Raw genomic sequence first — 23,136 nt, 5'->3', positions numbered from 1 at the left:
ATATTAAGATGATAGGATGAGCATTGGGCATAATCTCTTACACAGTGTCTAGGCACTAAGGTTATACTCATACTCTCAATGCTCATGAATAACTGCTTTATTTTATCAACTTTCGTTGGCAGTATTAAGCGATTATTCAAGATACAAGGTTATACTATCACCAAGACTGGAGAGAAGATATGACCACCAAACGCGGACGCTACAGCCAAGAATTTAAGCTAGAAGCCATTAAACTGGTTGAAGATCAAGGCAGGAAGATACCAGAAGTAGCCAACTCATTAGGTATCGGCAAAACCACCTTAGAGAATTGGGTATATAAATACCGTAAAGAACAGCAAGGTGTCATGCCATCAGAAGGCAAAGCCCTAACGCCTGAATTACGGCGTATACAAGAGCTTGAAAAACAGGTCAAACAGCTTAAGATGGAGCGAGATATATTAAAAAAGGCATCTGCTCTGCTAGCCCAAGACAATCTCAGCGTCTATCGCTAATAACCAAGCTTGCAGAGCATCATAAGCATATTAGCAAACACAAGCTATGTGAACTGTTTGGGGTTGTTAGAAGCAGCTATTACAACAGTACTAAATCTAGGTCTATAGACATTGAACTTATAAGGCTCAAAGCCTTAATCAGAGAAGTATTTGAGCAGTCAAATGGCTCGGCTGGTGCAAGGACGGTATCTGCTATCGTCACGCATCAACATGACATTAAACTCACACGCTACAGAGCAGGTAAGCTGATGGCACAAATGGGGTTGATTAGTCGACAGATAAAATCACATAAGTACAGGCGTTGTGAAAAATTCCATAAAGTTTATGGAAACATACTAGACCGTCAGTTTGCGCCCACTGCACCAAACCAAGTGTGGACAGGTGATGTTACTTATATTCGTATCAAAGGCGGATGGTGTTATTTAGCCATCGTTATGGATTTATATGCTCGACGTATTGTTGGTTTTGCCTTGTCAGATAGCCCGAATACCCAGCTGACCACATCTGCACTAAAAATGGCATATCACATAAGACTTGAGCCTAAAGGCGTGCTGTTTCATTCAGATCAAGGCAGTCATTATACCAGTGAAGAGTATGCTAAATGCGTAGCCAAGTGCAATGGTATGTCGCATAGTATGAGCCGACGAGGCAACTGTTGGGACAATGCACCTACAGAGAGGTTCTTTAGAAGCTTTAAGACAGAGTGGATGCCAAAAAACGGCTATGACAATATTGATGAGGCTCGGCAGGCAGTAAATGATTATATTTGGGGCTATTATCAAAGTGTAAGACCACACAGCTTTAATGAGTATTTAACACCGAGCGAGAAAGAGAGGCTTTATTTCAACAAAAACCTCTTAAGTACTGTCTAAAAATATTTGACCACTACAATTTAGCTAAAGACTATCTCGACTATGTGTAGCATAGGGCTGCATAAACCTATGTCAGGATACTAACGTTATTCTGGCATAAGAAAAATAGTTCAAGTTGTTATAAGGAATAAAGCTATGAATCCAAACAATAATAACTACCATCAGGACATTCATCAGTCTGATACTTCTAATAAAACATTAAATACTAATGACAACTGGATTGAGAAAATATGGGCGTGGGCAGATGAGTTTGAGCTCAAGCATTCTGAAATTCCTCGTAATAAAGAATCACTGTTAGCCCTAAAAAAGCTAGAGATCTTAGAGCCTGAACATGATGAGCAACACTCAAAAGACGTCTATAGAATAGCCTATCTACCCGATGAGCTTACCAACCTTACAAATCTAGTAGATATAACTATCAGTGGCATATGTTCAAGTCATTTACTGCCCAATATCGGTAAGCTCACTAATCTAACCAAACTGTCTATTAGTCACTCTAAACTTGTCGCATTACCTGAGAGCATCGGGCAACTGAGTTATCTTACTGAACTCTTTATTGATCAAAGTGAACTCGAAGCGCTACCTGATAGTATTGGACAACTTCATAACCTTACTAAGATGTTCATTGGTCGCTGTCAGATTCAATGTTTACCTGACAGCATTGGACAGCTTACTAAGCTTACGGTACTTGATATAGTTCACTGTGAGATTGAAGAACTGCCTGACAGCATAGGGCAGCTTATTAACCTCGCTAAGCTTTTTATTAGTTATTGCCCGCTCAAGCACTTGCCTGACAGCATAGGGCAACTCAAAAATTTAAATGACCTTGATCTTATTAACTGTGATCTCAAAGACCTACCTAGTAGTATTGGACAGCTTACCAACCTCAACAAGCTTTATATTAATCGTTGTCGTATTAAAGAGTTGCCCGCCAGCGTTGGACAACTGAGCAGTCTTACAGAGCTTTTTATTACTCATTGTGAGCTTGAAGAGCTACCTGATAGCATAGGCCAGCTTTTGAGCTTAACTCACCTTGACCTGCTTCACCTTGAACTAACGGAGCTACCCGATAGCTTTGGACACCTCATTAACCTTGCTGAGCTTAATATTATCAACTGTAAACTTAAAGTATTGCCTGATAGCATCGGACAGCTCGTTAACTTAACTAAGCTCAATTTTAATCACTCTAAGCTTGAAGTCCTACCTGATAGCATAGGGCAGCTTATTAGCTTAACTGAGCTTTTTATTAGTCATGGCAAGTTTGACAAGCTACCTGATAGCGTAGGTCAACTTACTAATCTAGAGAAGCTTTATATTAACCATTGTAGCCTCAAAGAGCTGCCTGAAATCATAGGGCAACTTAAGAGTCTGACTGAGTTTTTTATCAGTTATTGTAAATTGGGCAAGCTACCTAATAGTATTGGTGAGCTTAATAATCTTGTTAAGCTTGAGCTTGTTTATTGTAATCTTAGAAACCTGCCAGATAATTTTACACAGCTGAATAGTTTGAGATGTATCAATCTTACTGGTAATCCTCTTGATAGGCTTTCTCCGAGGGTGAAATGTTATTTACGTTCTATTGATACAGTCTACGGTTGGGATAAACAATCATACTCTTAGCGGTCGTGCGATATTCACATCATACTCTTAGCAAACTTCAAACCCTAATATTAACAACCTCACCTGAGTAAAATATCAATTTAAACGAAGGCTACTAACGCTATATATAGCATAGTGTTAGTAGCCTTTTTTAATGTCTCAAATGCACAAAATATAAGCGCATATATACCATGAAGTAAGATTTATAGCCCCTCAATAGTTGAGTTTTTGACATCTAACAAATTATGATTTCGCTCGTAGAAATTCATCAAATCCTCATTAATAATGACAGTGTGGATTCCTGATAAGATTATTATTGGAGAATAACTTAGCACACACATCGCTAGGCTGAACCTATCATTCAGTGTCGAAAACATCATTCGCTCAAACTATTTTTACTAGATATAACGGGGTGCGCTATAATCCTTCACACATATCAAATAGCCCTTCTAAATATTAAGACGACGCTTATGACAACCAATAACTTCTCTCAAACTGCTGATTTCATTTGGTCAGTCGCTGACCTATTGCGTGGCGATTTTAAACGATCCCAATTCGGGCGCATATTATTACCCTTTGCACTGCTGCGCCGTTTAGAGTGCGTATTAAGCGACCATAAAGATGCGGTTGTCGAAAAGTATGCCGCTATCAAAGATCAAAATATGCAGGAGCAGCAACTAATTCGCGTGAGTAAGCGCGCATTTTATAATACTTCCCCAATGGACCTAAGCAAGCTTGGTCAAAGTGATATCAAGGACAATCTAAACACCTATATTCAATCCTTCTCTAAAGACGCACGGGAGATATTTGAGTATTTTAAGTTCGAAGAGTTCGTCGGACAACTAGATGATGCCAACTTGCTGTATCAAGTAGTACAAAAGTTTCAAAATTTTGACCTCAGTCCTGAAGCAATATCGAATCATGACATGGGCTTAGTGTTTGAAGAGCTCATCCGCAAGTTTGCCGAAAGCTCCAATGAGACGGCAGGCGAGCATTTTACGCCACGTGATATTGTACGTTTGACGACGTCCTTAGTCTTTATGGAAGATGACGAGGCGCTCACCAAAGACGGTATAGTTAGCTGAATGTAAAACTGTTATGGATTTAAACGCGCTACTGGTATAAATTTTACTTGCGTGCTGCGTTCCCAGAGGCTGCGCAAAATTCATCCCAGTAGCGCTATGACATTTTTAGAGTGTATCTACTATATCATCCGTACTATCTACGATCCAACAGCGGGTACAGGTGGCTTCTTATCATCGGGTATGGAATACGTGCTTGAGCTAAACCCAGACGCGGTGATGCGCACTTTTGGTCAAGAGCTTAACCCTGAGTCCTATGCTATTTGTAAAGCAGATATGCTTATTAAAGGACAGGATGTCAGCCGTATCAAACTTGGCAATACCTTATCCAATGATCAGCTAGAGAATGAGCAGTTCGACTATATGCTCTCCAATCCACCGTTTGGGGTGGACTGGAAAAAGATCGCAGGCGAGATCAAAGATGAGTATGAGCAAAAAGGCTTTGAAGGGCGTTTTGGTGCTGGCTTGCCAAGAGTGTCAGATGGCTCCTTGCTATTTCTTATGCATCTGCTTAGTAAGATGCATGACAATCATAACTCTAGCGATAAAAACGCCAATTTTACAGATGCGCAGGGTAGCCGTATCGGTATTATTCTCAATGGCTCACCACTATTCACGGGCGGCGCGGGTAATGATGTGCCAGACGATAGTAGTCGTTATGCCACTGACTACCTATGGAATGAAGTGCTGACCCCTGAGCATTTATTAGCTATTCTGGGCCGCTTCGTGCATTTGCAAATTGAAACAGTAGAGGACTGGGAAGGGCGTAAGTCCAAAAAAGAAACGCTGATATTTCCGCGTTATCATCAGTGGGATGTGGTGACCAAATTGGTTAACGCCGCTATCAATGAAGGCGTAGGGCACAGCTCTGAGCAACGCTACCTTATTCAGCATAGCGCAGGCTCTGGTAAGTCGAACTCTATCGCTTGGACCGCGCATCAGCTCTCCACTTTGTATAATAGCGATGGCGATAAGCACTTTCATTCCGTCATCGTTATCACCGATCGTACAGTGCTCGATGACCAGCTACAAGATACTATCTATCAGTTTGAACATGCCGATGGTGTAGTAGGTCGAATCAATAATAAAGAGGGCGACGGCTCCAAGTCAGAGAAGCTAGCGGCAGCATTAGAGAACTCACAGCCCATCATAATTGTCACCATCCAGACATTTCCCTTTGTGTTGAGAGCGATTGAGAACTCAGCCGTGCTAAAAGAGCGTCGCTACGCCATTATAGCTGATGAAGCGCATTCCTCACAGACTGGCGCTACTGCGCGTAAGCTTAAAGAAGTGTTAGTGTCGGGTGATGCTGGAGGAAGTGACGATAATAACAATAATGACGATAAGCCACTATCTAGTGAAGACATGCTCGATAACATTATTGCCACGCGTCGTAGTAGCCCTAATCTGAGCTATTATGCCTTTACTGCTACGCCAAAACCTAAAACTATAGAGCTGTTTGGGCGTCTGCCTAATCCTGAGCTGCCGCCATCTAAGCAAAATATTCCAGAGTCTTATCATGTCTACTCCATGCGCCAAGCGATAGAAGAGGGCTTCATACTAGATGTGCTAAAGAACTATACCAACTATAAAGTAGTCTATCAGTTGACTCAAAAGCTGGTCGCTGCAGATGAGGAAGTAGACACTCGCCGTGCGACTATCAAGCTCAATAACTGGGTACGCTTGCATGATCATAATATCTCACAAAAAGTGAAAGTCATCATTGAGCACTTTAATAAAAACGTCAAAGGCTTACTTGGTGGACAAGCCAAAGCGATGGTGGTGACTGGCTCGCGTAAAGAGGCAGTACGCTACAAGCTCGCCTTTGATCGTTATATTAGTGAGCAAGGCTATCAGCGTATTAATGCTATGGTGGCCTTTTCAGGTGAAATGAGCTTTCATGCTAGTGATCCCGATAGCAGTGCTTTGCTTGAGCAAAAATTTACCGAGCAGACTATGAACCCCAATCTAAAAGGTCGGGATATGCGCAAAGCCTTTGATAGCGATGACTATCAAGTGATGCTAGTGGCTAACAAATTTCAGACAGGATTTGATCAGCCCAAACTTTGCGCTATGTATGTCGACAAAAAGTTAGGCGGCGTAGACTGCGTACAGACGCTCTCACGTTTAAACCGTACCTATGCGGGCAAGTCGGAGAGTGGTACCTTTGTGCTCGACTTCTTTAATGATCCAGAAGATATATTAGAGGCATTTCAGCCGTATTATAAAAATGCCACGCTAGATGAGGTCTCCGATCCTGATAGTGTATTCGAGCTATATGACAAGCTAGTAGCCAGTAAAATATTCCATTGGGCTGAGGTTGAGCAGTTGGTCATTGCCTTTTATGCTTCGAGTAAATCTAACGCGGCTATCAGTAATATCTGCAAGCCTGCCGTTGAGCGTTGGCAAAAGCGTTATAAGCTTGCCCGTGAGCAAGCGGTGCAAGCTAAGATGCTGCTTGAGCGTAGCAAGGCTACAGCAGATGCTGTGCTGATTGCCAATGCCGAAACTGATTATAAAGGCTATAAGATAGAGCAAGACGCACTTGAGATCTTTAAAAAGGATCTGGCTACTTTTACCCGTCAGTACGAATTTATGTCGCAGATTGTCGATTATGATAATAAGGATCTGGAGAAGCTAAGTCTCTATGCTCGCCATCTGCAACCTATGCTACGTGAGAGACTCGATGACGATGAAGAAGTGGATCTTAGTAATATCGTTATGAGCCACTACCGCTTGTCTAAGCTACGTCAGCAAGACCTCAAACTGCAAGAAGATAGTGTCAATCCACTGAAGCCTGGGAGCGGTGGTACTGGTAAGGCTAAAGACAAACAAGAGGACTGGCTATCGAAAATAGTCGCTAGGTTAAATGAGCTATTCGATACTGAAAATTTGACCGATAGCGATTTAATTAGTTACTCGCAAACCATCTGGAATAAAGTCAATGAAAATCAAATTGTAATGAAGCAGATCGCTAATAACACTGCAGATAAAGCGATGCTTGGCGATTTTCCAAACGCTACTTTAGACGCCATCTTTGATAGCCAAGATGCTTATCAAGAGATTACCAAACAATTACTATCAGACCCTAAGCGCTTGAGTCAATTCACGCGGTTTTTACTGGATACGAAGGTAAAGGCATAGGAGAAGGTAAACCCTAATTATGTGCGATCATCTTATAAAGCATGAATATATATAAGAATGTATTGCTAGATCAAAAGTCAAAATAACTAAGGGTCAATATGGCTTTTATTTGCATAAAAAACGATGAAAAAATCTATAGTTTTATATATAGCTTAAAAGATTGGATAGCTTTAAAAGAAGATAAATCGTCCAGTTTCAATATGGCTTGCTGTGGTAATCAGGCAATACTAAAGACAAGTAAGCTAGGTACGAAGTTCTTCGCTCATAAGGCAAAACCTAAAGACTCTAACTGCTCGACTGGTGGTGAAACTGCCGAACACATGCATATCAAATATCTTGTTATGAAAGAATTGGATAGAAACGGTTGGGTTGTAGAAGTTGAAAAAGCGGGGCTTACCCCAAGTGGTGAGGAGTGGATTGCTGATATTTATGCAGAGAAAGGCAAAGCTAAGATTGCCATTGAAGTGCAATGGAGCCCTCAAGCTTTTATAGAAACAAAACGCAGACAAGAAAAATATGCTCAATCAGGCGTAAGGTGTGCGTGGTTGCTTAGAAGTGGCTCAATTAAAGATACCAACGCAATTACAGGCGATTATGCCTATAGTACGAAAGACATACCTGTATTCTCTATTTATAGAAATAAGACGCAGGACAATCAAGCTTATATGATCTATAACGTGAATAGGCTAGACAGCAACAGTAGTCGGTACAACCACCGTTCATTTAAGCCTATTACGCTACCATTAGAGAGTTTTATACAAAGATTGGTGTCACAAGGCCTAGTTTTTATACCTTATGAGCGATTCACCTCTACAAAGTTTAGATTTAAATCCAATGGTATCACTGAGATGACTTTAGGGGTGAGTAAAGACTCTTGCGCTAAATGTGGTTACTCCAATCCGATAATTTCTGAGGTGAGATATAAAGAAGACTATAAAGTACGTTCTAAGAAAATAAAAAATTGTAGCGATAAAGAGCTTAGAATTATTAATACGCATTTTTCTAAGCATTATGTTTTTTCACCCATAAAAAAGGTGCGTAGTGAAATACTGAACAAAGTTTTTATAGTCAACACTTGTGTTGAATGTGGTTTTGTCATAGATAGAGATGGTCAGTATAGTACCTATTTAAAAAAAAATTTCACTAAGCCGCTTTTTATAAAGCATTTAGGTCTTAATACAGAAAAATTCTATACTTCGAATACAACTCTTAATACGGAATGTGTCTACCGTGTAAACAACAGTTTCAAAATCAAATATAACGAGAGTTTTGAGTTTGGTAAATGGGTTACTAGAGATAGTGAACCAGTTTAATCAGGATAATTGGCATATATGATTGTTTATAAAAAATCATAAAATGTAATTTACTACTGTAGATTTTGCAATAATTACTAGATCTCTTGCATAAGTCATTGCTAGCCTTCGTAACTCCGTCAGTGGAAGTCAATGAACTGGTACTTTTGCAAGAGATCTACTATATAAGTTTGAAAGCAATCAAACGTAATCCTTTTGCCATACTGCGTTTTTGCAAACCATACAACACCAACTATCTTGAGCACGCATATATAGGATATCTGCTGGCATCTCTACCGGGCAAGCACTTGCGCAGTACTCACAGAGCACATCATCTAAACAAGCGTAACATTGAGCAATCGTCTCAAACAATAGATTTGAGCTGATTCTATATTTATGACATAGCATTCGTACATGTTCAAGATAATCCTCCTTATGATCATATGCCCAATAGTCGACACAGATTCTTTCGTCTCTAATATTCTGTGTCATACTCAGTTCAAGCTTAATACCCATAATATATCTCCTAATCAAAATGTCGTTATATGTTCTATCGATTAGTTAGTTGTACAGAACTTTAAAAAATTATATGAAGTTATGTCTGCAAGAGGCTCTTAATTACCTCATCTTGAGTCATTCCTATATGCTTGCAATAAGAATCTTCAATCTCGTCTAAAGCTTCACGCAATTGTCGCTGTGATACTTGTATGTATTGTAATGTCACATCATCACTAGATTTAGCCTCACGATGATTTAGCAGTCTCTTGAGCACAGGGTAGCTTACATTGAGACTATTGGCGACAGTGCCAAATGTACGGCGTAAATCGTGAGGGGTAATATGCATGCTAGCCTTATTTGATATCGAACGGTAACTACCGCTCAAATCCTTGACATGGTCATCATTTCTCTGCAAATCACTCGGAAATACCCAATGCTCTCCATAGCTCAATCTAAATCGTTCACTGAGTATGGCTTGAAGTATTTTTCCAGTTGGCATATGGTAATCAGAACCATTTTTAGTGGCTTTAAAGACAATGCGAGCAGCGTCAAGGTCTACATCTTCCCATCTTAGTGATTGCGCTTCATTTAAACGAACACCAGCAAACATAAAAAGCAATAAAATATCGCGAGCGTTATTACTATAAGGTGCTTGTTTAAATGAACTACCGTCTCGGTGCTCTATCAAAGTTTTAAAATATACTCCCAAATATTCCTCCTCAACATGGTGAGTACGAGGTTTAATTTTGTTCCAATCATTTTTGGCATTCAGTATTCGAATGGGTTGGTCCTTTATTATGTACTCTTCATCATCATCTAAGAAGCTATCTTGACAATAATTCCATACTGATCGAAGAGCTCGCATAGTGGCATTTGCCTGAGCTGGACTAGACTTACTTATTTGCTTATGTTTTTCACTTATCATAGTTTTAGTTATATCGTTTAAAGACACTTCAAGCCAATCATCAAGTCGACCAAGTATCTGTTGGTCGTAAGTCTCAACAGTACGGCTGGCAAGATTAGGTTTCATAGATTTAAAGTAGATATAAGCTTCATTTAGTGTTGGCACGTTAAAATCTGGTGTATCTTTTATTTTTGGAGTAGCGTGATAGCTATCATATACATCAAGTCCCTTCTTTATGTTGACCATCATTGTGCTGGCTTTTTCACGAGCTTCAGTCAAAGTGATAAGGTGTGTTTCTTCAACTTCGTCACGATAGAGCTTACCGTTAATGCGTTTGTGAAGTGTGTATCGCTTAGATTGTTTACCCACACGAAGTGCGAAGCCTGTTAATACTTCATCCATGTAAATATCTGTGCCGCTTGAGGTGTATGCTACTGAATCAACAAACTTCTTACTAAGCTTAACTTTCATATCTCATCCGTACCGCATTATTTATCGTGTTAATAATACTATAATACGTTAAATAACAGATGCATCAAAGTATCAAGATAGTATCAAAATTTTATTTGATACTATTATTACTCGAATAATTTATAAATAATTCACGCAATAAAAAACCCTCACAATCCATAGACTGTAAGGGTTTCGTATATTGGTACCGGTGGTCGGACTCGAACCGACACGCTTATAAAGGCAACGGATTTTGAATCCGTCATGTCTACCAATTCCATCACACCGGCGTGTTAGAGATAAGGCCAAAAGAGCTTATCGAATGGAGTTACAGTCTGAACTGTATAGGCGCGTATTATAACAGCCTATAATTAAGCGTCAAGAATTATTTGCAGTATTCAACTTATCTTTATTTAACCGACAAACGCACGCTCAACCACATAATCGGCTTGTACGCCCATGCGCGGCGAAACAGTAAGACCAAATTCATCTAATATCGCTGAAACATCAGCATTAAAAGGCATACTACCGCAAATCATCACCCGATCATCGTCTTTGTTGATCGGCGGCAAACCAATGTCTTCAAACAGTTTACCCGACTTCATAAGCTCAGTCACGCGGCCGGTGTTTTTAAAGTCTTCGCGAGTGACAGTAGGGTAGTAAATGAACTTTTCGCGGTACCACTCGCCAAATAATTCATCATTGGGTAGCTCTTCTTCAAACATCTCGCGATACGCCAAATCCTCCACGTGACGCACACCATGCACCAAGATAATTTTATCAAAGCGCTCGTAGACCTCTGGGTCACGGGCGAGTGCCAAAAACGGTGCAAGTCCGGTACCCGTCGATAGCATATACAGATGCTTACCAGGTAGCAGATCATCCATGACCAGTGTACCAGTAGGCTTTTTACTGACCAATAGCTCATCGCCAACTTTGATATGCTGCAAGCGCGAGGTTAATGGGCCGTCTTGGACTTTGATAGAAAAAAACTCTAGATGCTCTTCATAATTGGGACTAGCGATTGAATAAGCGCGTAGTAGCGGCCGACCATCAATGACGATACCGATCATTGCAAACTCGCCATTACGAAAGCGCAAACCATCATCACGTGTGGTTTTGATGCTAAATAGATCATCACTCCAGTGATGAACCTCTTGAACCGTTTCGGTGCGAAGTTTTGACATAAAGTCCTCGTCGATAAAGTGTTGTCTGAATGAGTAGGTTTAAATATTATTAGTTTTAAATGAATATTACATTAATAAGTATTATATTAAAAATTTCAATGATGCTTTTGAGGTTGAAAACGTATACAAATAATAGATGCTGTATTTGTTCTTAAAAACTGTAGTGCCGTAGTTGTGATCTATTTATAGAGCCGACACCTTACGGACGCAAGCGATTCTCAAAATTTAGCGCTCATGATAGCAAACTTTAAAATAAAAATCCGCTGAGCGGCTTAGGGTCAGCATGATAAAATAGAATATCGTTAGTAAATAATTGTGTATGACGCTTTGATAAGCTGTTATAAAGCGGCTTTTATGCTGTCTCAATATGGACAGTTTTTTATTGAAGTTAAGTTAGCAAGTTAATTAGAGGAAGCCTATGTCTTTTCACCATGCCCCAGTTATAGGCTATCACCGCGCGCCCTTATCGCAAAAGTTTGGCGCGCCAAGGCAGCCCAACTTGGTCAACATAATAAGCGTTATTGAGATGGTCGCGCCTTATGACACCCCAGCTGCTTTTGTAGGACTAGAGGCATTTAGCCACATCTGGCTGACCTGGCAATTTCATCACAATCATCTAAATAAAGAAAACAGCAAGCATAAAAACAGGTATAAAAGTGAGGACGCTTATGAAGACAACGCTAGCACCTATTTTCGTGCGCAAGTACGACCCCCAAGGCTTGGCGGCAATCAAAAAATAGGGGTGTTTGCCAGTCGCAGTATGTATCGTCCCTCAGGCTTGGGCTTATCAGTGGTAAAGCTTGAAAAAGTGACGGTGATAGAAGGACGGATTTTATTAATCATAAGCGGCGCGGATATGATCGATGGTACGCCCATTATCGACATCAAACCTTATGTGGCTTATAGCGATGCGCTCACTGATACCCATAGTGGCTTTGCGTCCGCTGCTCCTGAATTATTAACAGTGACTATGACAAACTTTGCGTATGAGCAATTTGTCACTCTGATTAAAAAACAAGAACTTGATAATCTGAATAATAAAAATAGTCCTACCAATAGTGGTACGAAAAATGCTGTAAAAACATCAACGCCAGACCCAGCTGATCCCTCAGCCGCTTTGATAGTTGCTAGTGTCCAAAAGCAGTTGCTCGCGTCTGATATGGAATTGATTCAAGCGCTGATTGCGCAAGACCCGCGTCCAGCTTATCGCCGTCATGAGCTTAATACCGTTTTTACCATGCGTTATAAATCGGTTGATATCAGTTTTTGCCAAGTAGATGAAGGACAATTGCAAATAACGGCGGTGGTAGAGGTAGATTGAATTTTATAAGATAAAGTTATTGTAGTTTAACTTACTGGCAAGCAGATGATCGCGTAGGCTGTGGCTTTAGCCCAGCATAATAATAGTAAAATTAATAACTGCGCAAAATTTATATAAAAACACATTTGTACAATAGCCAGTTTTTCGAAAGTCTTTATACCAATCAGTTAACCATAAAAGAAGAAAAGTATGTCCGCTCCCCAGTTTTCATTAATAATAGATTTGCGCTGGTGCCTTGATGAGCTGCTAGCGGATAGGGTGATTGATCAGCGCGGTTATAATTTAGTATTGACCAGTCGCCGTGACAAATCGCAGCATCCACTGGTCACCATTAGCGAATTTGGTCTGCCTAATAGTCATATTGAGCACGATACTGAAAATCTTCTTGATAAAAATAGTAACAACAATAATAGTAACAATGTTGACAATAAGCTGACGCTGGCATGGCTGAATCAATGGCTGGCCACCAAGGCAGAGTTGCCGCTAGTGCGTATTGACCCATTAAAGATCGACGTGCCGGCAGTGACACGCTTGATGTCTTTTGAGTACGCGCGCTTGCAGCACATTTTACCGATTGAGGTGACAGCGGACGAAGTGATTATCGGTACCGATCAGCCCTTTTATACGGACTGGCACTCCAATATCGAACAAATCATTAAATCAAAAACTTATCGCAGCGTTTATATCAGTCCAGAGCAGATCAATCGCTACCGCCAAGAGTTTTATCAAGTCACCCAAGCGATTGCTGGCGCTAACAGCGTGCACAAACGCGCCGCCGCCGATGTCACCAATGTTGAAGCCCTGCTACAGCTCGGTGATAATACCAATCCTGATGCCAATGATCAGCACATTGTCAAAGTCGTTGATTGGCTGCTGCAATATGCGTTTGAGCAGCGCGCCAGTGATATTCATTTAGAGCCGCGCCGCGAGACTGGCAAGGTACGCTTTCGTATCGATGGCGTGTTGCATACGGTTTATGAGATGCCACTGGCTATTATCGTGGCGGTGACCGCGCGTATCAAAATCTTAGGACGACTCAATGTGGCTGAGAAGCGTAAACCACAAGATGGCCGCCTAAAAACCCGAACCCATCATGGCCTTGAGACTGAGCTGCGCCTCTCAACTATGCCGACCGCTTTTGGTGAAAAGCTGGTGATGCGAGTGTTTGATCCAGAAGTTTTGGTGCGCACCTTTGCCCAGCTTGGGCTATCTGGCAAGCAGCTGGCAACGTGGCACGAGCTGACCGCGCATCCCAATGGCATTATCCTTGTTACTGGACCGACGGGCTCGGGGAAGACTACCACTTTATATAGCACGCTTAAACAGCTGGCGACCGAAGAGGTCAATGTCTGCACTATCGAAGACCCTATCGAGATGATTGAACCGGCCTTTAATCAGATGCAGGTCAATCCGGGCGTGGACTTACATTTCGCTGGTGGTATTCGCTCCTTAATGCGCCAAGATCCTGATATTATTATGGTAGGGGAGATTCGAGATCAAGAGACTGCCAACATGGCAGTGCAGGCATCCTTAACTGGACATTTAGTGCTCTCAACGCTGCATACCAATGATGCGCCAAGCGCTTTGACGCGTTTGCATGATTTAGGTATTCAGCCGTTTCTGACCTCAGCGACTATCCTTGGCGTTATGGCGCAGCGCTTATTGCGTACGCTTTGCACGCATTGTAAGCAAGCGGTTCCTGTTATTGATGATAGCGACATTGCAGTGCAGTGGCAGGAGCTGGTGCAGCCTTGGCGCGCGTCAGTTCCGGCACAGATTTATACCGCGCAAGGCTGTGAGCACTGCCGACATACTGGCTATCAGGGGCGTATTGGACTGTATGAGATCATGCCGTTGTCTCATGAGCTAAAAAAGCTAGTCGCCGCCGATGCCAATTTAGATATGCTCAAACAACAAGCGTACCGTGAAGGTGTGCAGCCATTACGTTTGTCGGGTGCCAAGCGTATTAGTGAAGGGGTGACCACGATAGAAGAGGTGATGCGGGTTGTGCCTTTAAATTGAGTGGGGCCACAGCCTAACGCTCCCAGCGTACGTTTTGACGAATGATCTTAGCAGGCGTGCCCGCGACCATACAGTTTTGCGTTTTAATTGGTTTATTGACAAATGAACCGGCCGCAATAATGCAGCCATTAGCGATAGTCACGTTTTTGGAGATGGTCACGTTGGCGGCGATCCAAATCTGATCTCCTACTATCACATCAGATTGCGCACTGTTTATACGCTCATTGGAGTCTAGATCATAAACCTTGTGCACATCGGTGGCGCGAATCTCAATACCGCGCGAGATCATGCAATCCTTGCCAATCGTCACGCTCTTATCGCGCGCTAAAACGTAGCAGTCAATAGCCGTGGTACGCGCGCCAATATGAATATGCAAATGATTACCAACAATTAATAAATGCCCGGAGAATTTGACGCCGTCTTCGATAGTGATTTGGTTGTGATTACCATTGATATCAATTTTTAACTTATTAAATTGACCATTTTTACCGATACTAACTTGATTGTCATGACCTTGACGAATGGTAATAGCTGAATTACCAATAATACGCGCGTCTTTGGCGATGTTGATATGATTATTACGACCTTTATTCGTTAATAAAAACCGCTGTCGATACAGATATTTAGGCAGTAAGGTTTTGCTGACAGGGGATAGGGTAACGGTTTTTTTGGGCTGCATATAATAAGACTTGTAAGAGATGAATATAAATAAGCGCGGTTCACTATACTATAATTAATACAAACTCTAAATACCACTTGAAAAGTGGCGTCTGTAGAGCAATTAATATGACTACCCTTATATATTACTGATTTTAATAATTAATTTTTTAAAGTTTTAACAACGAGATTATTTATGTTTACTGATACCCATTGCCATCTGAACCGGTTAGATTTGACCAAGTATGACGGTCAATTGTCCGGCGCTATTGACGCTATGAAAGCCGCTAATGTAAACCGCGCGATGGCAATCATGTGCGACTTTGCTGAATATGACGAGATTGCTGCTATTGTCAGCACCTATAGTGATGAGATGCTTGACTTAGGAATGAGTGTTGGCATCCATCCTTGTGAGGACATAGGTGTATTACAGTCGGCAACTACTGAGCGTTTGATCAAGACGGCCAGCGCTGATCATGTTTGGGCAATAGGCGAGACGGGGCTGGATTACTATTGGTCGACCCAAAATGCCAGCGCGCAGCGCGACAGTTTTGCGCGGCATATTTATGCCAGCCAGCAGTTAAAAAAGCCACTGGTGGTGCATATGCGTGATGCCAAACAAGATACGATTGATATCCTAAAAGCGGAAGGTGCCGAGCACGGCATCATTCACTGTTTTACTGAGGATTGGGAAACCGCCAAACGTGCGCTGGACTTAGGGTTTTATGTTTCATTCTCTGGTATTGTGAGCTTTAAGAGTGCAAAAATGATTCAAGAGGCGGCAAGAAAAATGCCAAGAGACCGGATACTCATCGAAACCGATAGTCCTTATTTAGCTCCTGTCCCTAAACGCGGCAAACCTAATGAGCCAGCATATGTTCCTTATGTGGCAAGCTTTATCGCTGATATGTATGAGTGCGAGCCTGAAGAAATTGGCAAGTTAACGGCAAAAAACTTTGAAAATTTACTGGCACAATATCACTAAAATCGTTATGCTATGACTAGTCAGTCATTAATCAGATGTTTTTATACTTAATCTTGTCAAGCCTTAGGAGAGATTATGAGTCGTCAACACCAGTTCAAAGCGCGAGAGGAGAACATCTTAGCGATGGCTGAGCAGCTGCTGCTTGAGTCAGGCGATGGTGATATCACCTTAGATAGTTTGGCCGATCAGCTCGATCTGGCAAAGGGGACATTATATAAACACTTCTCGAGTAAGGATGAGCTGTATCTGCGTATTATCATTCGCTACGAAGAACAATTATTCGAGATCAATCAAATTGATGATTGTCCATCAGCAGGGATCGCACGTTTGATATTTCAGCAGCTACTTAATCCACAAAAAGCCATGCTACTTAACCAAATTGAGGAGCGGCTGGCAGCCTCAGTTACTGGTCTTAATCGTTTATTTGGCGAGCTGTACGATATTCGCCGTCAGCGTATGAAACGTATGCTCGATATCATTAGTATTTATTTAAAAGATCAAAACAGCAGTATGAGTACCCGTGATTATCTGTCCACGATTTGGGCTATGGGTCAAGGCGGAGCGGGACTATTAAACTCAAGCTTTTATCAGCGTTACTTAGGTCGCCGTGATACCTTGCGTTATGTTTTCGTTCAACAGATGCTGGAGTTGCCCAGTCACTATCCAGCTACGGATATCGATGAGAATACGCTTGATGAAGACATGCAAGAATTGGTTGAGCAGATTGATACCGAATCAGAGGTGCATCGTAACACGCATTATTAATGACGCTTGTATTAGCAGCATGCAAGTTTGGTACATTATTTTATGTCTTAAGATATCTCAAGACTCAGTCCAATTTAGTGGCCATCACTCATTCTCCACATCTAATAGATATCGGCACCTGTACTTATTATATTGACTAGTATTGATTGACTAGTATCAACAGTTAGTATTGACCGTTAGCCTTATAACCATACGCCGCTTATGCCTATTAAATCTACTCATCGTCAAATCTTCCAAACCAGTACACAAACCCTGCCACCTCGTATCAGTCATTCGCAGGCAGGTTTTACGCTGGTCGAGATCATAGTGGTGGTAGTTATCTTATCTATCTTCGCTGGTATGATAAGCCTATCTGTCAGCAGTAGTGATGCCCGCAAAAACCGCGCCTTTTATGAGCATCTTACCGATTCCTTAAGCTATGTCAGACTGCTATCGGCTGAGCGTATGCAGCCTATGGGGCTGAGTCTACAAACCAATAGACAAGGGGAGGTGACCCCCATCATTGTCACCTTATCCAACCCTTATATTAGCTACCAAACTCAAGTATTGACGAATAGTGGCGATAATACCCCTAAAAACGCCATGGAGCTGTCGGCCGATTTATCTACTATGACGACGGCAAACGAAGAAGCTTTACCCACGCCAAGTTGGGAGCTGGAACCTGAGGTCAGCTTACCAGAGCTGCCAGCTGGGGTCAGTTTAAGTATTCAAAGCTTGCAGGCCGATAATAGCTCTAGTAGCCAACAGGCGCAAAACTTGCAGCCTTGGTTTACCAATCAGGCAGTACCACAAGTATTATGGTTTGGCACTGGGCAGGCGGCTCCGGTAACCATTGAGGTACGCTATGACTCACGTCTGGTTGGCAACGTCATCACTATTATGCCTGATGGCAGTATGACTATAGGGCAGGGGTCATAAGCAATGATTAGAAAAGATACTCAAACTACGCCTCCGTCCAATCGAAGCGCTTATCAAGCGGCATCGTTATCGAGGCGTGAAGCCGGCTTTACCCTAATTGAGGTTATGGTAGCCCTCGCTATATTAGCAGTAGTTGCTGTTGCTGCAAGTCGTGCCAGCAGTGCTTATCTAAACTCGGTTGATGTGCTACGCACCCGAACGCTGGCGCATTTCGTTGCTCAAAACGCTGCCGCTGATCTACGTATTCAGGATACTTGGCTGACGGCCAACACTACTCAAACTATCGATGCTCAAGGCCGTCAATGGCAAATAACTATGAACACTAGCGATACGATAACGCCAGCACTAAAAGAGGTCAATATCAGCGTTGCTCCAATTGTAGATGGGCAAGCTGGTGCGGCGGTAACGGATATTGATGTGATGATCAATAATGCAGAGCAAGAGATTGGTGCTTTGGATTTTAATCGCTTAGGCGTCAATAGCTCAACCCCTGGTAACCAAGCAGGTCAGTTGAGGAGTGATTCGTGAGGCAGCAGCGCGGCTTTACTTTACTTGAGCTGATGGTCGCCATGTCGATCTTCGCTATGCTGGCGGTTGCAGGCTGGCAGGTGTTTGATAGCGTTAACCGTGCTCGCGAGCGCGCGCAGTATCATGCTGATCAGTTGGCAGTGTTGCAGTATGCGTATTTGCAACTGCAACAAGATATGGGACAAATAATTGCTTATCAGGTACCGTCTGACAGTGCTGATAGTGCTAACAGTGTCGACACTAATGACAATCAAGATGACCTATTGGCCGAGCCGTTTATGAGCTTAAATGAGGCGCAGATCAGCTTTGTACGCTTTGCTGATCCAGATCCACGTTATCAAAGCAGTCCTAGCTTGCAGCGCGTTGATTATGTGATTGCAGATGAGCGTCTTATCCGACGCCAATATACTGACATTAATAGTAGTTCTAATGACATCAGCTTAGATACTGTGCTCCTTGAGGGTATAACTACAGGGCTTTGGCAAGCTTACTTACCGGAGGTGAGTACCCAGTTTCCTAGCTCTGATCTTGATGTTAATGATGGTATGGATGAAGAGCCTGAGGTGATATTACTACCCAAAGGCGTGGGCATCAGCTTTACTTATGAGGATACTCCCATTACTTGGCAATTTGCTCTAGCGCCCCAGCCTTTACCTAATAGCAGTAATAGTGATGATCCCTATCTATGATCATACCAGCGACGGTTTTACCTCTAGTAGCCTCACTTTTGATAAGGTATGGCATGGTCAATAATAAGGACTGCTTATGACGGTGCTGCTAAAGATGCCATTGAACACGCCAGCGGACTCGCAGCGCGGGGTGGCGCTATTGACCATTTTACTGTTAGTAGTCAGTATTACGGTGGTGGCAGGTAGTATGCTTGCCAGTCAAAAAATCGTTATTCGCCGCAGTGGCCTGCTGTTTGATCAAAATCAGCTGCTACAAGATATCAACGCCGGTCAACAACTAGCTGTTACTTTGATTCGCGCCGATGATAATCTGAACGATACCGATAGCGCGCAAGATATCTGGGCGCAGCCACTACCGCCTTATACTTTAGGCGGACATAGCCTTACTATTGAGCTACGCGATGAGGCGAGCCGCTTCAATATTAATAACCTGTATCATGACAACGAGGTGGATAGCGCAGCACTAGAGATGTTTCAGCGCCTACTGCAGCAACTAAACCTAGATCCTGACCTTGCCACTGCGGTACTAGATTGGCAGGATGCGGATAGCGAGGTTTATAATGATGGCGGTGATGAAAGTATTGTTTACGCTCAGCAAGGAGACGGCAGCGTAAATAAAATACCATCCAATCAACCTTTTGTAAGTATTGATCAGCTACAAAACATACGCGGGGTAAGTCCTGAGGTGTTGGCATCCTTGCGGCCATACATTACTGCTGTGCCTTATTTCCTGCCTATTAACATCAATACGGCTAGCTCTGCGGTATTGGCGGCACTCGCCAAAGATATGACATCAGAGCAGATGCGCGAATTTACGGATCAGCGTCAGCAAAACGTATTGACCTCTGTAGATGATATTTGGCAGTTACCGCCGCTAAACAGTGCAAATACAGAGCAAAGCGGTGTGGCAACTTCACTGTTGAGCGTAGATAGCCAAGCTTTTATGGCACTCATTACTGCTACTGATATGGGCAGCTTAGGAGCGCCAAAACAGCGTTTTGCTACGGTATTGATTAGCAAAACTCGTCCTAGTAACGATAATGAAACTGGTGACAATAATACTGGTAATGGCGGTCCGGATAAAAATCCTAACAATAATGCTACTAACAACGCTACTAATAATGCCAATCCTAATAACAATGTTGATGACGATGAGCAGCCAAAGACGGTAAAAGTAATTAACCAACGTTTATGGGCTTTTCGACCCGCTTTTTAATCTTTCAAAAGTCGATAAATAATGTAGAGCTGATGCACTATCAGTCCGTAAGGCGCGTCTCTTCGCTCGATTTCCAGTTGTAAGCACCATAAAACAGCATTTGCGCTTGGCGAGTACAGTTGTGCAGCATGAGCTGTTTTTTATTTTCAATCTCTGTTAAGTCGACTTCATCGTCATGTGCCTCAGAATAGGTCAGCTCAAGCCAATCAATAATCCAAGAAAAAAACATATTGATACCCGCCTCAGACAATAAACGCCGATCGTAAGCATTGATATGTACAAAAGCAGGCTGTAGCGCCAAATCTTCCCCCAATATCTCACTATGCATTTTGAGCAAATCACTAATCGCTTTACGCACGGCCTCTGAGCCGCCAAAGCGTTCACTAACCAAAAACTGCCAATAGCGCGGCTTGTCACTGACGGTTTGCAAAAACAGTTGGATACTTTTAGCGATTTGTCTATCAAAACTACGTTTGCGTCCAATCTGTAGACTGTCTTGCAAGATAACTAGGGTACTGCCCAATTCTTCGAGCACCAATGCCTTACCCAGCGCTTCCATATCATCAAAATGACGATAAAATGCGGTAGGCACGACGCCTACTTCACGAGTAACTTGTCTCAGGCTAATGGAGCTAAACGATTGCCCCGTCATACATAGATCAAGCACGGCGTTGAAAAATGCGCGCCGAGTTTGGAGTTTCTTTTGTTCGCGACTGCTCATAATGTTTCAAAACTCATAGTATTTTAAAGCTCACTATATTTTAAAGCTCGTAATATTTTTAAATTTTTAGTATTTCAAAACTAACTGATAGAAGTTTATCATACTCGTTTTAATGCAAAAATACGAATAAGATACCCAGTTGTACTAGATTGGCTAAATTTAGTAGTGTCTTTAAGCTTTCAAGCTTTCAAGCTTTTAAACTTCTAAGCTTTTAAATCTCTAAACCCTCAAGCCTTTAAACCCGCAAACTGCTAGACCATAGTACCCCAATGGCCTTGCAACTCTTGCGCCAATCGATAAGCTTCATGATCGTTCATACCAGTGATAAAATCCAAGATGTTTAAAATATTGTGATAAATGTTGTCCGACAATATGCGCTGCTGCTCATCCAAGTGCGGCTGCAAAAGGCTCAATAGACGCTGTTGCTCAAAGGGTTTGGGAGCAGTAATCAGTGCTGTCCAAGCAAGCGGCATAAAGGCATCAAGCAGACGATGCAAACATTGATTGGCCATCAGCTCCATACGTACTTTGCTTGGGTGATTAAAGATTTGTTCGCGCGCTAGCTGTTTGGCCCCGTTGATGCCGCTTTGTACGAAGGGGTCGCAGTGAGTAAATAAACTACCGGACAAGGTTCCCGCTAGCATCGCATCGCTATTAGCAACAAAAGCATCGGTCACCATATTGACTAGGCGCATCATAGCTCGCGCTCGCAGCGCGGCCAGTTGTTGACGCACTGAAACCTGCTGGGGTAGGTTGATGGAAGAGGGGCGCTCGCCAATCAGCTCATAAAATATAGCTGCCACGTCAGGATAGCTGAGCATATTAAGATGAATTCCGTCCTCTAAATCTATTAATGCGTAGCAAATATCATCAGCCGCTTCTAGTAAATAAGCTAGGGGATGGCGAACAAAACCATCGTGCTGCGTAGATCGCGGCAAATGTAAGCAAGCGGCTAGCGCTTCTAGCTGGTCCGCTTCACTATAAAAGCAGCCGAACTTTTGCGCTTTATCTGTTAATTTTCCTGCACTAATTTTATCAATGTCATTGCTATGAGTGGCCAGCCATGGATACTTCATAAAGGCGCCCAAGGTCGCACAGGTCAAGCGCATGCCGCCTCTATCAGGATGATGCTCATTGCGCACCAGCAGCCGAAAGCCTTGCGCATTGCCTTCATAGGCAATGACGTCTAATTGCTCATCAGGGCTTAAATGTTGCAAGATCACTTGACGATCAGGATGCAAAAACCAATCGCGAATGGCATACTCGCCAGCATGACCAAAGGGCGGATTACCGATATCATGAGCAAGGCAAGCGGCTTGCACAATGACGCCAATGTCTGCTGGACTCACCCCAGCTGGCAAGCCATTTGGCAATTTATCATGGAGCTTCTCAGCCGCCATCATCCCTAAAGAGCGACCAATACAAGAGACTTCTAGTGAATGGGTTAAGCGTGTGTGAATGCCTAGCTGATTGGTTAAAGGATGCACTTGGGTTTTTTGATTGAGCTGACGAAACGAGTGCGAGAACACCAAACGGTCGTAGTCTTTATGAAAGGAGGTGCGTGCACTGTCTTGCACCGGCGCTTGTTGATCACTACCTAAACGCTGAGCGTTAAACAGTCGCGCCCAGTGATCGCTTGCACTAAAAGGTTTACTAGCATAAATAGTCATAAGTTATTATCCATTATTATTGTTATTGAAAGCTAAATTCTATGCAGACAACTAAACCTAGTATAATAAAAAAGCCAGCGCTAAGGCTGACTTTTAATGTGGTAATAAGACTACGTAAATGACGG

General features: G+C 42.6%; 19 protein-coding genes, 1 tRNA gene and 1 pseudogene. 14 read left to right on the top strand and 7 right to left on the bottom strand.

The window, feature by feature from the left end:
• Positions 1–179 precede the first annotated feature (179 nt).
• The 6 genes and pseudogenes from ACR63N_RS09985 (at position 180) to ACR63N_RS09960 (ending at position 8,501) form a co-directional block, all read left to right on the top strand.
• Positions 180–1,363, top strand: a protein-coding gene (locus ACR63N_RS09985; protein ID WP_105244334.1) for an IS3 family transposase whose coding sequence is annotated in 2 segments (ribosomal slippage) — positions 180–453 and positions 453–1,363 — 1,185 coding nt in all. Because the reading frame shifts where the segments join, the coding sequence is not laid out codon by codon here.
• A 135-nt stretch (positions 1,364–1,498) separates the two neighbouring features.
• The gene (locus ACR63N_RS09980) at positions 1,499–2,983 is read left to right on the top strand and encodes a leucine-rich repeat domain-containing protein (RefSeq protein ID WP_201600860.1); all 1,485 of its coding nucleotides are present in this window, start codon (positions 1,499–1,501) and stop codon (positions 2,981–2,983) included.
• 449 nt (positions 2,984–3,432) lie between these two features.
• A complete protein-coding gene (locus tag ACR63N_RS09975) occupies positions 3,433–4,047 on the top strand; it encodes a type I restriction-modification system subunit M N-terminal domain-containing protein (RefSeq protein WP_472781942.1) in 615 nt (204 codons plus the stop codon).
• 123 nt (positions 4,048–4,170) lie between these two features.
• Positions 4,171–4,677 (top strand): annotated as a pseudogene (locus tag ACR63N_RS09970) (HsdM family class I SAM-dependent methyltransferase); the annotation flags it as partial.
• A gap of 3 nt (positions 4,678–4,680) precedes the next feature.
• Positions 4,681–7,188 carry a type I restriction endonuclease subunit R gene (locus ACR63N_RS09965; RefSeq protein WP_472782735.1) on the top strand — a complete coding sequence of 836 codons (2,508 nt, stop codon included), beginning with the start codon at positions 4,681–4,683 and terminating at the stop codon, positions 7,186–7,188.
• A 98-nt stretch (positions 7,189–7,286) separates the two neighbouring features.
• A complete protein-coding gene (locus ACR63N_RS09960) occupies positions 7,287–8,501 on the top strand; it encodes a competence protein CoiA (protein ID WP_472781941.1) in 1,215 nt (404 codons plus the stop codon).
• Between the two features lie 180 nt (positions 8,502–8,681).
• Here ACR63N_RS09960 and ACR63N_RS09955 read toward each other — a convergent pair whose 3' ends face one another.
• The 4 genes from ACR63N_RS09955 to ACR63N_RS09940 all read right to left on the bottom strand — a co-directional run bounded on the left by ACR63N_RS09955 (position 8,682) and on the right by ACR63N_RS09940 (position 11,519).
• Positions 8,682–8,996: a hypothetical protein gene (locus tag ACR63N_RS09955; protein ID WP_201532294.1), complete on the bottom strand. Its 315-nt coding sequence runs from the start codon at positions 8,994–8,996 to the stop codon at positions 8,682–8,684.
• 79 nt (positions 8,997–9,075) lie between these two features.
• Complete coding sequence (locus ACR63N_RS09950; protein WP_442440322.1) at positions 9,076–10,353, bottom strand: tyrosine-type recombinase/integrase; 1,278 nt, start codon at positions 10,351–10,353, stop codon at positions 9,076–9,078.
• Positions 10,354–10,535: 182 nt separating this feature from the next.
• A tRNA-Leu gene (locus ACR63N_RS09945) sits at positions 10,536–10,622 on the bottom strand.
• 123 nt (positions 10,623–10,745) lie between these two features.
• A complete protein-coding gene (locus ACR63N_RS09940; protein WP_367103979.1) occupies positions 10,746–11,519 on the bottom strand; it encodes a ferredoxin--NADP reductase in 774 nt (257 codons plus the stop codon).
• A 418-nt stretch (positions 11,520–11,937) separates the two neighbouring features.
• Between ACR63N_RS09940 and tsaA the strand changes: the two genes are divergently transcribed.
• Positions 11,938–12,840 (top strand): tRNA (N6-threonylcarbamoyladenosine(37)-N6)-methyltransferase TrmO, encoded by a 903-nt coding sequence (gene tsaA / locus ACR63N_RS09935; RefSeq protein ID WP_367106864.1) that lies wholly within the window; start codon positions 11,938–11,940, stop codon positions 12,838–12,840.
• Between the two features lie 189 nt (positions 12,841–13,029).
• Positions 13,030–14,862, top strand: coding sequence for a type IV pilus assembly ATPase TfpB (tfpB, locus tag ACR63N_RS09930; RefSeq protein ID WP_472781940.1), 1,833 nt, complete (start codon positions 13,030–13,032; stop codon positions 14,860–14,862).
• 13 nt (positions 14,863–14,875) lie between these two features.
• On the opposite strand, the gene ACR63N_RS09925 is transcribed toward tfpB, so the two are convergent.
• Complete coding sequence (locus ACR63N_RS09925) at positions 14,876–15,541, bottom strand: acyltransferase (RefSeq protein WP_472781939.1); 666 nt, start codon at positions 15,539–15,541, stop codon at positions 14,876–14,878.
• 174 nt (positions 15,542–15,715) lie between these two features.
• On the opposite strand from ACR63N_RS09925, the gene ACR63N_RS09920 reads away from it, so the two are divergent.
• The 6 genes from ACR63N_RS09920 (at position 15,716) to gspK (ending at position 20,620) form a co-directional block, all read left to right on the top strand.
• On the top strand, positions 15,716–16,504 hold the full coding sequence (locus ACR63N_RS09920) for a TatD family hydrolase (RefSeq protein ID WP_367110484.1): 789 nt from the start codon (positions 15,716–15,718) through the stop codon (positions 16,502–16,504).
• 75 nt (positions 16,505–16,579) lie between these two features.
• Positions 16,580–17,269 (top strand): TetR/AcrR family transcriptional regulator, encoded by a 690-nt coding sequence (locus ACR63N_RS09915; RefSeq protein WP_367103984.1) that lies wholly within the window; start codon positions 16,580–16,582, stop codon positions 17,267–17,269.
• Positions 17,270–17,470: 201 nt separating this feature from the next.
• On the top strand, positions 17,471–18,187 hold the full coding sequence (locus ACR63N_RS09910) for a prepilin-type N-terminal cleavage/methylation domain-containing protein (protein ID WP_367106868.1): 717 nt from the start codon (positions 17,471–17,473) through the stop codon (positions 18,185–18,187).
• A gap of 3 nt (positions 18,188–18,190) precedes the next feature.
• Positions 18,191–18,715 (top strand): type II secretion system minor pseudopilin GspI, encoded by a 525-nt coding sequence (gspI, locus tag ACR63N_RS09905; RefSeq protein WP_367106869.1) that lies wholly within the window; start codon positions 18,191–18,193, stop codon positions 18,713–18,715.
• Positions 18,712–19,404, top strand: coding sequence for a type II secretion system minor pseudopilin GspJ (gspJ, locus tag ACR63N_RS09900; protein ID WP_367106870.1), 693 nt, complete (start codon positions 18,712–18,714; stop codon positions 19,402–19,404). Before gspI ends, gspJ begins: the two co-directional genes overlap by 4 nt.
• A gap of 76 nt (positions 19,405–19,480) precedes the next feature.
• On the top strand, positions 19,481–20,620 hold the full coding sequence (gene gspK, locus ACR63N_RS09895; protein ID WP_367106871.1) for a type II secretion system minor pseudopilin GspK: 1,140 nt from the start codon (positions 19,481–19,483) through the stop codon (positions 20,618–20,620).
• Positions 20,621–20,660: 40 nt separating this feature from the next.
• Here gspK and ACR63N_RS09890 read toward each other — a convergent pair whose 3' ends face one another.
• Together ACR63N_RS09890 and ACR63N_RS09885 are read right to left on the bottom strand one after the other, a co-directional pair.
• Positions 20,661–21,341: a TetR family transcriptional regulator gene (locus tag ACR63N_RS09890; RefSeq protein WP_367103989.1), complete on the bottom strand. Its 681-nt coding sequence runs from the start codon at positions 21,339–21,341 to the stop codon at positions 20,661–20,663.
• A gap of 251 nt (positions 21,342–21,592) precedes the next feature.
• Positions 21,593–23,011, bottom strand: coding sequence for a deoxyguanosinetriphosphate triphosphohydrolase (locus tag ACR63N_RS09885; protein WP_367103990.1), 1,419 nt, complete (start codon positions 23,009–23,011; stop codon positions 21,593–21,595).
• Positions 23,012–23,136 lie beyond the last annotated feature (125 nt).

The organism is Psychrobacter sp. M4 (assembly GCF_055699795.1).
Note: the sequence above shows the minus strand (reverse complement) of the source record. Positions and strands in the feature narration are given on the sequence as shown.